Origin of the sequence: Pseudoalteromonas sp. JC28 (assembly GCF_013319255.1) — a bacterium.
Classification (GTDB): Bacteria; Pseudomonadota; Gammaproteobacteria; order Enterobacterales; family Alteromonadaceae; genus Pseudoalteromonas.
Genome location: NZ_QOKX01000001.1, coordinates 181,179 through 194,963, shown reverse-complemented (window position 1 = coordinate 194,963; position 13,785 = coordinate 181,179). Strand labels below are relative to the sequence as shown.

Genomic DNA, 13,785 nt, shown 5'->3' with positions numbered 1-13,785 from the left:
GTTAAGTTACTCTTAAGAACCTGATTTTACAAAACCCGGAAGGCTTGCTAGTTGAGCCCCCAAATAGGATTGAGTAGACTTCATTTGAGCGAGCAAAACATCTAATCCAGCATACTGCTGACGTAGACCATCCTCATAATCTTTCATCCGTGCTTTATGATCGATAACATCATCTTCCAAATCATCAAGCTGCGTAGTTAATGATGTTTCTCTCACTTTCAATATGCCACCTGTATCGATATAATTTCCAAGCAGCGCTTCAAGTTTTTTGGCTACACCATTTTCTCCTGCAAATGCCGCGCCAATATCATCAAAATTTTCATCCATTGCCTCGTTCAAACTTCTGACAAGTGACGACTTTTCTAAGTACGAGTCTTTTTTAACGCCGATTCCTATATCAAAAATAGATTCAAACGGCCCAGCGTCAGTTAACTCAGTGCCAAGTGTTGATATTAGCTGGTCGCTTAATGCACGCATGGACGCATCACCGTTTAACGGTTTGTTCGCTCGAGTTTGAAGTCCAATCATTCCAACTAGATTGTTATAGCTGGCAATAAATTCGTCGATTAGCGCAGTCACTGATTCCCGATCATAGTCTATATTAAGTTTTGCGGACAGCTTTGTTCCGGATGAGTCTTCAGGGCTTACTTCTAGTGCCTTGATAGTCATATCTTGAACAGCATCTTTGAAGGTATTTGTGTCACTATTTACGCTAAGCCCGTCCACTGTAATTATTGCATCTTGTGCTTTATCGTTATCAGCTATAACCATACCACCACTTGGGTTTAGTGTTTCATCGTAAGTCTCAATTGCATCTAATTCTGCAGTATCACTCGTGATGACGAGGTCGTTATCAGCACCTGTTACGTTCGACGTTAGAACAAGTTTAGAACCGACCTGGGGGTCTCCAGTGTTTATTATATTTGCAGTTACACCAAAATTATCCTTTGAAGAATTTATTGCATCACGCAACTCCGATAGCGTCATTCCAGCTGTTACACCTAGATCGAACGTTTTATCTGGCCCTGCCGCAAAAGACAAAGTTCCACCACTTGCACTAACAACCGCATCAGCAGACGAAAAAGCACCATCTGCAGAAACAGCTCTACTTCCTTGAGCCAGCTGTTGCACCGTAATGTTAAAGTTACCTGTAGAGATATCTGAAGTGGGAGTAACACTAATTATGTCAGCTCCATTCGGCTGGCGGATATTAGCCACCCGTTTACCAAAATTATCTTTGTCCGCAAGCTTTTCAATAATATCGTTCAGTTTTGATACAGCTGATTTCACTTCGCCAATTGATGATAACTCAACTTTTAACGATTCCTGCTTTTCCGCAAACCTAAGCATTTTAGGTCTGTTTTCCGCATCAATTGAAGCTTGTATTATTGACTCTAGATTTAGACCTGAGCCTACACCTGCAGATGTGATCGATGGCATGATTAACTCCTCAATACCTTACAACTTTCTGTCACGCTGTTTTGTTGAACAAAAAGCCTTTACTAGACAACTTATCGGCAAACTCTTCTAAAGCTTTAGCAACTTCTCTAAACTCCTCAGTGGGAATTTCTCGAATCACTTCTTCGCTTTCTTTATCAAAGACCTTAATAATAGGTGGCTCCCCTTGCTCATCAAACTCAAAGACTAAATTAGTTGACGTAACTGGAAGATATTCATTTAGCTTTTCCAAGTTCTGTTTAACTTCATTTACTAAATCTAACTTGCTCTTGAGCTTTATCCCACTCTCGACATTACCGGCTATTGGCTCTTTCGCCATCAATTCAGAGTCTTTCAACTCTTTATTGCTTAGCTGCCTAGGCTTTAAGGTACTGCCGTCTGAAGAAAGGGTTTCAGCAGGTCGTTGAGTTGAATTCATATCAATCATTATTACAACTCCTATTTTCCTCTTTAATATAGTTTAAGCCACTTTAAGAAAAATATCTCTTAAAGTGACTTGTAAACCTGGTAGATTACCCTAAGAGAGAAAGGGCGACCTGAGGACGCTGGTTTGCTTGGCTTAAGATTGATTGGCTTGCTTGCTGAAGTATTTGCGCCTTTGTTAAGCTCGCAGTTTCTTTAGCAAAATCAGTATCTTGAACCCTAGAGCGAGCAGCCGACAAGTTTTCTGAAATATTAGACTGATTTCGTATTGTCGACTGAAAGCGGTTCTGCACCGCACCTAATTCTGAACGTTTCTTGTCAACAACAGCAATTAATGCATCCATACCCGCCATTACGAGTTGAGCGTTATATTGAGTCGATACCGATATCCCTGTTTCAGTAAACGTCGTTGCAAATGTTGCTGTAGAAGCTGTAAATGCCGTGTCACCAGCAGCCGCAGCTAGCTCATTTAACTTCGTGATCCCATCAGCATCAACATAACCAGCAGCTGCTGCAGTCGACGCAGCACCGACCAAAGCACGACTACCAACTGCAGACGCAATACCTGCTATCCCAGATAGTGTAAATCCACCATTGGCAGTCAACGTATTCGTTGTGGCTCCAACGGTTTTCATACTAAAATCAATCGTCTGGGCAGCCTCTGCACCTACTTGAAAGCTTGCTCCGTAAGAGCCATCTAACAAATTTGTGCCACCAAACGAAGTATCTGATGCAACCCTGTTGACCTCATCCATTAATTGATGAATTTCTTCTTGAAGTGCTAAGCGATCTTCATCAGTGTTTGAGCCATTGGAAGCTTGTTGCGCAAGCGTGCGGACCCGTTGGAACATAGATGTTACTTCTTCCATCGCACCTTCAGCGGTCTGTGCTAAAGAAATCCCGTCGTTAGCATTCCTGATACCTTGATCAAGACCATTCACTTGACTAGTGAGACGGTTTGCGATTTGCATACCTGCCGCATCATCTTTCGCACTATTAATGCGCAAACCTGATGACAAGCGCTTAAACGAAGTATCTAGTGTGTTACCAGAGTTCATTAATTGTCTTTGTGCGTTCAGTGAACTCACATTAGTATTTACATATAAAGCCATTATAGCCTCCGCTTTTCAGTTTCTGAGCTAAACCGCGGGATACCCCTACCCTGCGACTTAGCTGATTTAGAGCACTAGACTTATAGTGCTCTAAATCAGTTATCGTCATATTGAGCGAAAGCTTTAGCAAAATTAGTAATTTTATTTAACTATTTTTATAAACTTTAGCCTTGTAATAGGCTTAATGCTGCCTGGGGTCTTTGATTGGCTTGACCTAAAATGGTTTGGCTAGCTTGTTGTAAAATTTGGTTCTTAGTTAACTTTGCGGTTTCTAAAGCAAAATCAGCATCTTTAATTCGAGATTTTGCGGCTGACAAATTCTCTGAAACGTTCGCTTGATTTCGAATAGTAGATTGAAAGCGGTTTTGAACTGCACCTAGCTCAGAACGTTTCTTATCTACCACAGCAATCAATGCATCCATACCAGCCATCACTAACTGGGCATTATATTGCGTCGATACTGATATTCCTGTTTCCGTAAATATTGTCGCAAATGTTGCAGTCGATGCTGTAAACGCAGTATCACCAGCGGCTGCGGCAAGCTCATTTAGCTTGGTAATTCCATCCGCATCAATATAACCTGCTCCTACTGCAGTCGTTGCAGCTCCCACCAGAGCCCTTGTACCCACTGAAGATGCAACACCTGCAATACCCGATAATGTAAAACCACCGTTTGCAGTTAGTGAATTCGCAGAACTTCCCACAGTTTGCATACTAAAACCAATTGTTTGAGCTGCATCAGCACCAACTTGAAAACTAGCTGCATAAGATCCATCTAGCAAATTTGTACCACCAAATGTGGTGTCTGATGCCACCCGATTTAACTCATCCATTAATTGACGAATTTCTTCTTGAAGCGCTATTCTATCTTCATCTGTATTAGAGCCATTTGCAGCTTGCTGAGAAAGAGTTCTCACTCTTTGCATCATGCTCGTCATTTCCTCCATTGCCCCTTCGGCTGTTTGAGCTAAAGAGATACCATCGTTAGCATTTCGGTTACCTTGGCCTAGCCCTAGTATTTGGGATTGCAAACGATCAGAAATTTGTAGACCAGCAGCATCGTCTGCAGCACTGTTAATCCGAAGACCTGAAGATAAACGCTTGAAAGACGTATCCAACTCATTTCCGGAGTTCATTAAATTTCTCTGGGCATTCAAGGAACTCACATTGGTATTTACATATAAAGACATAACTCACTCTCTTTTTGTCAAATCATTATCTAATTAATAGATAGCTAAATGACAAAGCGGCACTTATGCATCGGGTATTTAACCAACTAAGGCAACCAATTGCCACTTTGACGCCAGAATTTACTGTAACTAGTAATAAGCAAATAGCAGGCCAAAAACCCAAAGCTATGATTAAATAAAACAGGAAACTTAAAAATAGGTATTAAATACTTTGTTTATCGAGGAACGACTAACTAGCATTTCGGCATCTAGCCGCGGCTTTTTTGATGGATGGAGAGGCTTCAGCTCAAAGTGTAGGGAAATAAAAAGAGGCCAGTTGGCCTCTTTAGATAAATTTGAGAGTGAGTGTCATTTTTCTAGCATAAAGTTGGCATACTTAATGCTTTGATTAACGTGTTCATTGTTTTAATGAACGCTATTGGATTTAAGCACCTCCGCTTTATCATCCAATTAGGTGCCTAAGCAAATACCCCATTCGGCTTAGGCACCTTTACTTTCCAACTGTTATCCTAGAAGACTTAAAGCAGCCTGAGGACGTTGGTTAGCCTGGCTTAGGATTGTTTGGCTAGCCTGTTGAAGGATCTGCATTTTGGTTAAGCTAGCGGTTTCTTTAGCAAAGTCAGCGTCCTTAATACGAGAGTTCGCAGCCGATAAATTCTCGGAAATATTAGACTGGTTACGAATCGTTGATTGGAAACGGTTTTGAACCGCACCTAATTCAGAGCGCTTTTTATCCACTACAGCTATAAGCGCATCCATTCCGGCCATTACTAGCTGTGCATTATATTGCGTTGACACAGATATGCCCGTTTCAGTGAATACGGTTGCAAAAGTTGCTGTCGACGCCGTAAATGCTGTATCCCCAGCAGCTGCTGCTAAATCGTTTAGTTTTGTAATCCCATCCGCGTCAACATAACCTGCTGCAGCTGCAGTCGACGCTGCTCCCACTAAAGCTCTGCTTCCCACTGCGGAGGCAACACCTGCAATACCCGATAATGTAAAGCCACCATTTGCTGTTAAAGTATTGGCCGTACCTCCGACTGTTTTCATACTGAAATCGATGGTTTGAGCTGCATCAGCACCCACTTGGAAGCTTGCAGCGTATGAGCCATCTAGCAAGTTTGTTCCACCAAACGTTGTATCTGAAGCAACACGATTAACTTCATCCATTAATTGATGAATCTCTTCTTGTAGTGCTAAGCGATCTTCATCGGTATTTGAGCCATTCGCAGCTTGTTGTGCAAGCGTACGAACACGTTGGAACATCGACGTCACCTCTTCCATTGCACCTTCAGCGGTTTGTGCCAAAGAAATACCGTCGTTTGCATTTCTATTGCCTTGATCGAGACCGTTAATTTGTGAGTTCAAACGGTCAGAAATTTGAAGGCCTGCAGCGTCATCAGCAGCGCTGTTGATACGAAGGCCTGAAGATAGACGCTTGAATGATGTATCTAGTGAGTTACCAGAATTCATTAATTGTCTTTGTGCGTTCAATGAACTTACGTTAGTATTTACATAAAGTGCCATGATGGTTCTCCCACTTTAAATCGAGTCTTTCACTCTCAAACTTAGATTCTTTTCCAGCCTTTGAATGTTTTTCACTCTCCGGCTTGGTTAATTAAGTTATCGGTCGGCAAAAAATTTCCTTTAGTATTTTTTAAAAAAAAAGTTTATTACTTTGATTACTAGGCACTTTATCTCGTAATAAAGAAGGAGTGACAACGTTTTGACATATGATGGCGAGAAAATAGCTCTGACCTTAAACCGACTATATTTCAATCGTTTAAAAGGGAAATTGAAGTTTAGTGGCTTTAAAAGAAAAATGGCCAGTAAAGGCCACTTTTTAGCGAATATAGTCTAGTAGTGTAAGATTAGTTAACCGACCAAATGTTGCTTGTGAAGCTTGAAGCGCCGTTTCATGCTTAGTCAGCTCTGAGATAGCGGAGTAGAAATCAACCTCTAAAAGAGAAGCCTTGTTTGCTTTGTTATCGATATCTAAATCTGAATTTGAATCTTTAACCAGCTTTGCCGCATTTAGCCTACCACCGAGCCCAGCTTGACCTTGTGATACTTTAATCTTAGCGTTTTCTAACCCGGTCAACCCATCTGCAAGTACCTGTTTGTAATCGTCACCTGTAATACTGGGGTCTCTCAATGACGTAATCATAGATTCTAATGTATTTAGAATGTTTTCCTTCTGGGGCTTTTCTAAATCAAAGCTTATTTGGCCTGGTGCAGCACCAGCGAAGTCAAACTCCATACCAGCGACTTTAATAGTTCCGCTTTCTGCAGTACCGGTTGAAATAACTGTACCTCCCTGCTCAAGCTGATAAGTATTTGGCGTACCCGCTGTCACCACTAAGTCAAAGGTGTTTGCACCTGCAGGCGCACTTGGATCCGCGTTGTAATTCGCTTTATGAAACTTATCAAACACAGCTTGCTCATCTACATAAACCGATGCAGAAGTAATTCCACCAGAAACCACACCTGTATTTGACGTAATATTCAGTCGCTTCTCTGCACTTTCAAATACATCAAAACCGTTATCACTTGAGCGTATTTCAACCCCTTCAGAAACTTTTATTTTATGCTGTCCTTGGTCACCGTTATATACGTACTTTCCAGTGGCAGAATCAAAGCTGTAGGTTTGAGTATTATCTTGGTAGCCGGAAAATATAAACTTACCATCCTCACTTTTTGAGTTCATTAAATCCAAAATAGTATCTTGGATTGACTCCAACTCATCAGCGATTGCTTGGCGGTCAACATCGGATAGCCCACCATTACCTGCCTGTATCGACTTGGTATAAGCACTATCGATGGCCGTTTTAATATTTTCTAGTACTGACTCTTGAGTATCTAATCTCGAAGACAACATTGTCAGGTTCTTAGTAAACTGATCGTTTGCTTGGATCCGGTCGTCAAAAAGCATGGCTCTAGCAGTCGCTGAAGCATCATCAGAAGCGCTCAGTACCCGCTTTTGCGTGTTCAGCTGCTGTGTTGCTTTATTCACGTCCTGCTGATTACGCAAAATAGAATTGAGATTAGAATTAAAAATTTGATTTTGAGATAAACGCATAATTACCTCGCTGCACTTAATAAGGTATCGAACACGGTTCTTGCTGCTGAAATGACTTGCGCCGAAGCAGAGTAAGACTGTTGAAAACGTAACAAGTTGGCCGCCTCTTCATCTAGGTTTACACCCGATAGAGACTCAAACCATGCACTCGACTGATTAGCCAGCGCTTCAAATGCCGCGCCATTGGTTTTCGCTTGATTGGTGATAACCCCTACACCAGTGACAATATCGGCATATGCTTCATTAAAGGTTTTATGGCTTTCGGTACTACCTGTAGGCTCTACATTTTGTCTAACTAAATCCGATGATTTCAGACCATCGAGCGCTGCACCATTACGGTTATCATCAAAGCCACCGGTGTTAAAGCTGATCTCAAAACTATCACCAGTATTCGGTGTACCCTCAATATCGAAAGTGAAGCCAAGGTTATCAAAAGGCGCAGGTGCTGCTCCTCCCACTCCAGACAGAATATCTTTACCATCCGCTGGAGCCGTAAAGGTATGCGTTGTACCTGAATTACTGGTCAACGTATATTCGTTAGCATTGGCTGTTTTAGTCAAAGTATAAGGACCATCATTCAACGTTGGCGGCGTTCCCGCAGTAAATGCACTGGTCGCGGGATCGGTATCAGTGACGACTCCAGCTGAGATGGTCGCCGTACCATTATTGTCTGCTGATTTTTCTGTACGAATTGGTGACGCTAATGCGAGAGCTTCTGGTCTTTGAGTTGCAAGCTCCAACCCAGTTGCAGCCTGTTGGTTTAATTTCACAAGAAATCTATCGCCTGTTGCACCACTACCAGTTACGTTCATCTGTAAGCCAAAATAATCGCCGGTTCCCGTGATGACTCCACCTGCAATATTACCAGTCGTCGGCGTACCGATAGGATTGCCTTTGGCATCTACAGCTGTTATTTCAACGGTTGTTGCACTGGTATAAGTAACTTGAAAATCGGTAGCTGGCAACTCATTGCCGCGCTCAGGCTCAAGTGTTGCCGTAAGCGCTGCGGTGCCTGTATTTTCGCTGTAAGCAAAGCCACCCACGGTGGGTATTTTAAATATATCTCCACCTATATTGCCATCTAAGTCCATTCCCAATCTATTTTGCTGATTAAAAGCATCTGCCAATGCGAGGCCAATTTGGCCTAGTTGGTTTTGTGCCGGGATCAACACTTCATCTCTAAACGCCAGTAACCCGCCGATTTTGCCTTTCAAGCTGCCGCTATCTAACTCGAGTTGCACAACATTTTTATCTTTAATGTCTAGGATTAGTTCTTTATGATTAGGATCTGGATTGCCTTTCATCGCGAATAAATTGAAGGCTCCACCTTGCATCACAAGTGCATCCCCAGTGCCTAAAAATACGAGCTTCTCGCCATTTTCACCATCGAGTGTTTCTATATCTACAAGTTCAGCGAGCTCCTTGATAGCTTGATCTCGCTCGTTAAGTACACTGTGATCGACATTGTTCAGATTGAGTGCTGATTTACTCGCTACTTGTTTATTTAATTCGCTGATTTTTTGCACAAGGTTATTGGCTTCTTCTGAGAAAATATCCAATTGCTCGTTCACAATACTGTTTTGATCAACAACAATACCTGACAGTCTATCCATTTGATCAACAAGGCCTTGAGCGCCCGTCATAAATAAAGAGCGGTTAGTTGTCGATGAAGGTAAGTTAATCGCGCTTTGTAAATTGTTAAACATCGAGTTGATGCTTTTGCTCAGACTGTTTGAGTCTTGTGCAAACAACGTATCAACACGGCTTGCCTCAGTGACAAACTGCTCGTAGTAAGACTGATTAGAAATATCACGATTTAATTGCTGCTGCGCAAATTGGTTGAGCAAACGCACGGTTTCACCACGACCAACCATGCCACCTATCATCGTTCCGTGCTCAGTCCGTTCACGGATATACCCTTTGGTATTTAGGTTAGCAATGTTTTTACTGGTGGTTTGTAGTAACTCGGAGTTAGCCCTAACCCCTGCTGCACCAATATTTAATAGATCAAATGACATCTCATCTGACTCCCTTTGTTAGCGCACCGGATAAGAAATCGGATACATCAATACGCTTTAAAACTGACTTAATTTTGTTGGCATAATTCGGATCGGTCGCATAGCCTGCATTTTGAAGTTCACTTAAATAGGCGTGACTATCACCAGCCTTATTTAAGGCTTGCTCGTATCTCGGATTACCTTTTAGGAAACTGACATAATCGTCAAAGCTTTGTTCAAGCGACTTATAAGCACGGAAATCGGCTTGCTTTTGCACCGGTAACCCTTGCTCAAATTCAAGTGTCGATTTTCTGGCGCTTTCACCACTCCAGCGGCTATCCGCTTTAATATTGAATAGATTAAAACTGCTACTACCATCCTTTTTGCTGATGATGTGTTTACCCCAACCGGTTTCCAGTGCAGCTTGTGCAACCATTACCGCAGGGTTCAAGCCCAACTTTTTCGCCGCTGTTTGAGCGTATTCCCAAATTCTATCGACGAATTCCTCAGGAGAACCAAAGCCTGTTTGTTCATCGCTTGAGGCATCTGCCTTTACATTGACAACCTGCGGTTCGGGTTTATTCACACTCTCACTCGCTGTCGCCTGCTTTTTAAAGGAAATATCGCCGTCAGCTCTCATTACTGATGCAGGCTTATACTTTTCAGAGTTAGGAGACAACTGCTGCACAATCAGATCTGCCAGTCCTAAGCTGCCCTGCTCAGATAAGTGCATCGAAAGTTGCTGATCATGCATTTCTTCAAAAAATTTGACACCACTAGAGTTAAATGGACTGTCTTTATCCTCTAGCGCCTCATTCGCTTTACGCATGCTTTGTAACAACATTTGCGTAAAGATAGACTCAAACTGTTGTGCCGCCTTCTTCAATGCCTGATCTGAGGCACCTTGATCGCCAGCACCTTTCAGCGCCTCTTTACGGATCGAATCAAGGTTTCCTAGGTCAAAAAAGCTTTGATTTTTCAATTGGTCGGTGTTCATACACTCAGCACTGTTTGACGTTAATAACTATACAAATAGAAATGCAAAATCCGAGCCAAAAAAAAGCCCCACAATTGCGGGGCTAACTAGTTGATTAATAATGGAACATCAAATGACGACTAATTGACCATTTATCGCGCCTGCTTCTTTTAGCGCTTCAAGGATCGCCATTAAATCGCCAGGTGCTGCGCCAACCTGGTTAATTGCCCTAACCAAGTCATCAAGACTCACGCCTGGGTCAAACACAAACGCTCGAGAGTCATCCTGATTTACGTCGATAATGCTTTGCTGCGTCACTGTTGTTTCGCCATTCGCCAGCGCATTAGGTTGTGACACATTTTGCTGCTCAGCAATTGTTACGGTAAGGCCGCCATGAGTAATTGCCGCAGGCTGCAACTTGACATTTTTGCCGATAACGATAGTGCCAGTGCGCGAGTTAACGATGATCTTCGCAGCGGTATCCGCTGGTTTGAATTCAAGATTCTCTAGCGTAGATAAATACGCAACGCGCTGAGACGGATCTCTTGGTGCAATTACTCGAACTGAAGCTGCATCCATAGGTTTAGCACTGTTTGGTCCAACAAGACCATTGATAGTGTCGGCCAAGCGCTTTGCGGTAGTAAAATCCGGTCTATTCAAGTTAAAGGTAATGTAATCACCCTGAGTAAACGGACTTGGTACTGCTCGCTCCACTGTCGCGCCATTTGCCACACGCCCTACTGTCGGGGTGTTGATCACAACTCGACTCCCGTCGGCACCATCAGCGCCCAAACCACCGACAATCAAGCTACCTTGCGCAATTGCATATACGTTACCATCAACCCCTTTTAGAAAGGTCTGAAGTAAAGTACCGCCTCGTAAACTACCAGCACTACCAATAGATGAAACGGTAACGTCAATGGTTTGGCCGGGCTTAACAAAAGGTGGCAGATCTGCGTGAACCGCAACAGCCGCAACATTTTTAATTTTTGGCTTTAAGCTTGCGGGCATCGTGATCCCAAAGCTATTCAACATCGCTTTAAAGCTTTGCTCGGTAAATCTGGTTTGCTCACCGGTACCAGGCAAGCCCACAACTAGGCCGTAGCCAACCAGTTGGTTTGAACGAACACCTTCAACCATACTGACGTCTTTAACTCGCTCAGCAGAAGCCAAAGAAGAAAAACCAACCAATGTAATGGCCGCACCGATAAGCAAAATATTCTTAAGCATATTGTTCATTTTCAGCACCTTAAAACGGCATCAGCGCGCTCATAAAGAAACTCGTTAACCAACCTGCACTTTGCACTTCTTGTTGGTCACCCTTACCTGAATATTGAATTCTGGCATTTGCCACTCGATTAGACTCAACAGTGTTATCTGCGGTCACATCCTGAGGTCTTACCAACCCTTCTAAGCGAATAAATTCCTCGCCAGTATTGAGGGTTAACCACTTTTCACCGCGGATCACTAAATTACCGTTAGGCAATACTCGGGTTACATTGACCGATATATTCCCGAATAAGCTATTTGACTGATTAGACTTCGAATCACCAGAGAAAGAAGAACTGGATTTAGCACCAAACTGTATTGCTTCTTTTCCGATATTAATGGCATTGCCACCAAGACCAATCACAGGGTCTAAGCTCGAATCACTGGATTTATCCAGCTCAGAATTTGCAGCTTTGGTCGCCTGAGTCGTTTCTCTGAGTACGATGGTAATAATATCGCCGACTCTTAACGCTTTTTTGTCAGCATAAAGATCATTGGAAAACTGCGTATTAAATAATGACCCTGTTGCCACCATTTGGGCTTGATTATCCTCGGGATAGATAGGCGCATAATACGGATCGTCACGCACCACATTTTTATTTTGTGTTGTACTACATCCAGATAATGCAGCGACCGTTACGATGGCTAAATATAATGCACGCATAATACCCCCTACCCAATTACAGCTGTTGATTAATGTAGCTCAGCATCTGATCTACCGTTGAAATCACTTTTGAGTTCATCTCATACACGCGTTGTGTCTCAATTAGATTTACAAGCTCTTCGGTCACATTAACGTTTGACGTTTCAAGTGCGCCTTGCACAATCTTACCTAGCCCTTCAACGCTTGGATTACCTTGTACTGGTGCACCACTTACCGCAGTTTCTGTGTACAAGTTTTGTCCAATCGGTTCAAGACCTGATGGATTAATAAAGTCACTGATCGTCAACTGTCCGATAACAACGTTTTCAGCTTGTCCTGCAACGCGCACCGATACTTCACCATCTTGAGAAATAGTAATTGACTGTGCATCGTCGGGTACGTTCATCTCAGGTAACACAGGAAAACCCGCACCTGAGGTAACAATTCGACCTTCTTCATCCGTCGTGAACTGACCGTTTCTTGAATACGCAGTTGTGCCATCTGGCATCTGAATCTCAAAAAAGCCCGGGCCTTGGATCATCCAATCCAAAGAGTTTTCGGTACTTAACATATTACCTTGAGAAAAGTTCTTTTGGTTGGCGACTACTTTGGCACCTGCACCAAGCATCAAACCAGACGGTAATTCTGTATCTTGAGAACTGCGGCCACCTGGCTGATTGATGTTTTGATATAATAAGTCTTCGAATATCGCCCGACTCTTTTTGTAGCCGACGGTACTGGCGTTCGCCAAGTTGTTCGAAATAACTGAAATATCAGTTTGCTGAGCATCTAAGCCTGTTTTACTTATCCACAATGCCGGATTCATGATCTCTACCTCACTCTTAAACTATGCGTAGGAGCGAAGTGTGTCGCTCATCTATTTCTTCAGCTGTTTTCATCAGCTTAATTTGCATTTCAAATTGTCTTTGATGGTTGATCATATCCACCATCTCATGAACGGGATTGACGTTGGACATCTCTAAGAAGCCACTCATCACTTTTGCGGTTGGTGATATTTCACAAAAGCCACAGATCCCATCTTCTAGCTTATCTTCTTTTGGTCTATAAAGGCCGTCATTGCCTTTTTGCAGCTTACTATTATCTGCTTCAATAATTTTCAGCCGATCAACCACTTCAAGAAAGTTAGCAGGAGCGCCTTGTGGACGCACTTGAATAGAGCCATCGTCACTAAACACCACTTTATCAACGGGGATAGGTAAGACAATAGGTCCACCTTCGCCAATAAGTTGACGCCCATGAGCTGTGACCAACGCACCGTCATTACGAATATTGAGCGTGCCGACTTTGGTGTAAGCTTCTTCACCCGAGGCATCAACAACACTGATCCATGATTTATCATCTACTGCAATATCTAGCTCACGGCCAGTTTCAACGATTGCGCCACCGGTCATATTGGTCCCTGGGCGTTCTTGCATAGCAAAAACCCGTGTAGGTAGCCCTTCACCAAACGCCTGCATTGAGCGCGCTTGAGCAAAATCTGCTTTGAAGCCAGTCGTATTGGCATTAGCAAGGTTATTCGCCTTAAGTGCCACACCGCGTAAGCTCTGCTTAGCGCCTGACATTGCGATATACACCATTTTATCCATGACGATGACCTATAAAATTCAAACTTAGTCT

At 42.9% G+C, this 13,785-nt stretch carries 12 protein-coding genes; all 12 read right to left on the bottom strand.

The annotated features are described in order from the left end of the window. Positions 1 to 12 precede the first annotated feature (12 nt). Positions 13 to 1,440, bottom strand: a complete 1,428-nt coding sequence (gene fliD, locus DS891_RS00730) for a flagellar filament capping protein FliD (RefSeq protein ID WP_174168535.1) — start codon at positions 1,438 to 1,440, stop codon at positions 13 to 15. 31 nt (positions 1,441 to 1,471) lie between these two features. After that, on the bottom strand, positions 1,472 to 1,885 hold the full coding sequence (locus DS891_RS00725; RefSeq protein ID WP_174168534.1) for a flagellar protein FlaG: 414 nt from the start codon (positions 1,883 to 1,885) through the stop codon (positions 1,472 to 1,474). Between the two features lie 85 nt (positions 1,886 to 1,970). Beyond that, on the bottom strand, positions 1,971 to 2,993 hold the full coding sequence (locus DS891_RS00720; protein WP_174168533.1) for a flagellin: 1,023 nt from the start codon (positions 2,991 to 2,993) through the stop codon (positions 1,971 to 1,973). A gap of 164 nt (positions 2,994 to 3,157) precedes the next feature. Beyond that, positions 3,158 to 4,183: a flagellin gene (locus tag DS891_RS00715; protein WP_174168532.1), complete on the bottom strand. Its 1,026-nt coding sequence runs from the start codon at positions 4,181 to 4,183 to the stop codon at positions 3,158 to 3,160. Between the two features lie 504 nt (positions 4,184 to 4,687). After that, positions 4,688 to 5,710 carry a flagellin gene (locus DS891_RS00710; protein WP_174168531.1) on the bottom strand — a complete coding sequence of 341 codons (1,023 nt, stop codon included), beginning with the start codon at positions 5,708 to 5,710 and terminating at the stop codon, positions 4,688 to 4,690. A gap of 316 nt (positions 5,711 to 6,026) precedes the next feature. Continuing rightward, positions 6,027 to 7,262, bottom strand: a complete 1,236-nt coding sequence (flgL, locus tag DS891_RS00705) for a flagellar hook-associated protein FlgL (protein WP_174168530.1) — start codon at positions 7,260 to 7,262, stop codon at positions 6,027 to 6,029. A gap of 2 nt (positions 7,263 to 7,264) precedes the next feature. Beyond that, complete coding sequence (flgK, locus tag DS891_RS00700) at positions 7,265 to 9,280, bottom strand: flagellar hook-associated protein FlgK (RefSeq protein WP_174168529.1); 2,016 nt, start codon at positions 9,278 to 9,280, stop codon at positions 7,265 to 7,267. Between the two features lies 1 nt (position 9,281). Further along, positions 9,282 to 10,256 (bottom strand): flagellar assembly peptidoglycan hydrolase FlgJ, encoded by a 975-nt coding sequence (flgJ, locus tag DS891_RS00695; protein WP_102056457.1) that lies wholly within the window; start codon positions 10,254 to 10,256, stop codon positions 9,282 to 9,284. Between the two features lie 108 nt (positions 10,257 to 10,364). After that, positions 10,365 to 11,465, bottom strand: coding sequence for a flagellar basal body P-ring protein FlgI (locus tag DS891_RS00690; protein ID WP_010606307.1), 1,101 nt, complete (start codon positions 11,463 to 11,465; stop codon positions 10,365 to 10,367). 19 nt (positions 11,466 to 11,484) lie between these two features. Beyond that, positions 11,485 to 12,168 (bottom strand): flagellar basal body L-ring protein FlgH, encoded by a 684-nt coding sequence (gene flgH, locus DS891_RS00685; protein ID WP_010606306.1) that lies wholly within the window; start codon positions 12,166 to 12,168, stop codon positions 11,485 to 11,487. 16 nt (positions 12,169 to 12,184) lie between these two features. After that, positions 12,185 to 12,973, bottom strand: a complete 789-nt coding sequence (gene flgG / locus DS891_RS00680; protein WP_010606305.1) for a flagellar basal-body rod protein FlgG — start codon at positions 12,971 to 12,973, stop codon at positions 12,185 to 12,187. A gap of 16 nt (positions 12,974 to 12,989) precedes the next feature. Continuing rightward, positions 12,990 to 13,754: a flagellar basal body rod protein FlgF gene (locus DS891_RS00675; RefSeq protein WP_095728188.1), complete on the bottom strand. Its 765-nt coding sequence runs from the start codon at positions 13,752 to 13,754 to the stop codon at positions 12,990 to 12,992. Positions 13,755 to 13,785: the final 31 nt, after the last annotated feature.

Excerpts from the sequence above, each read along its gene's own strand:
- DS891_RS00720 (WP_174168533.1), bottom strand. The coding sequence starts at position 2,993 with ATGGCTTTATATGTAAATACTAATGTGAGTTCACTGAACGCACAAAGA.
- fliD (WP_174168535.1), bottom strand. The coding sequence starts at position 1,440 with ATGCCATCGATCACATCTGCAGGTGTAGGCTCAGGTCTAAATCTAGAG.
- DS891_RS00690 (WP_010606307.1), bottom strand. The coding sequence starts at position 11,465 with ATGCTTAAGAATATTTTGCTTATCGGTGCGGCCATTACATTGGTTGGT.
- DS891_RS00725 (WP_174168534.1), bottom strand. The coding sequence starts at position 1,885 with ATGATTGATATGAATTCAACTCAACGACCTGCTGAAACCCTTTCTTCA.
- flgK (WP_174168529.1), bottom strand. The coding sequence starts at position 9,280 with ATGTCATTTGATCTATTAAATATTGGTGCAGCAGGGGTTAGGGCTAAC.
- flgJ (WP_102056457.1), bottom strand. The coding sequence starts at position 10,256 with ATGAACACCGACCAATTGAAAAATCAAAGCTTTTTTGACCTAGGAAAC.
- flgL (WP_174168530.1), bottom strand. The coding sequence starts at position 7,262 with ATGCGTTTATCTCAAAATCAAATTTTTAATTCTAATCTCAATTCTATT.
- DS891_RS00710 (WP_174168531.1), bottom strand. The coding sequence starts at position 5,710 with ATGGCACTTTATGTAAATACTAACGTAAGTTCATTGAACGCACAAAGA.
- flgG (WP_010606305.1), bottom strand. The coding sequence starts at position 12,973 with ATGAATCCGGCATTGTGGATAAGTAAAACAGGCTTAGATGCTCAGCAA.
- DS891_RS00675 (WP_095728188.1), bottom strand. The coding sequence starts at position 13,754 with ATGGATAAAATGGTGTATATCGCAATGTCAGGCGCTAAGCAGAGCTTA.
- flgH (WP_010606306.1), bottom strand. The coding sequence starts at position 12,168 with ATGCGTGCATTATATTTAGCCATCGTAACGGTCGCTGCATTATCTGGA.
- DS891_RS00715 (WP_174168532.1), bottom strand. The coding sequence starts at position 4,183 with ATGTCTTTATATGTAAATACCAATGTGAGTTCCTTGAATGCCCAGAGA.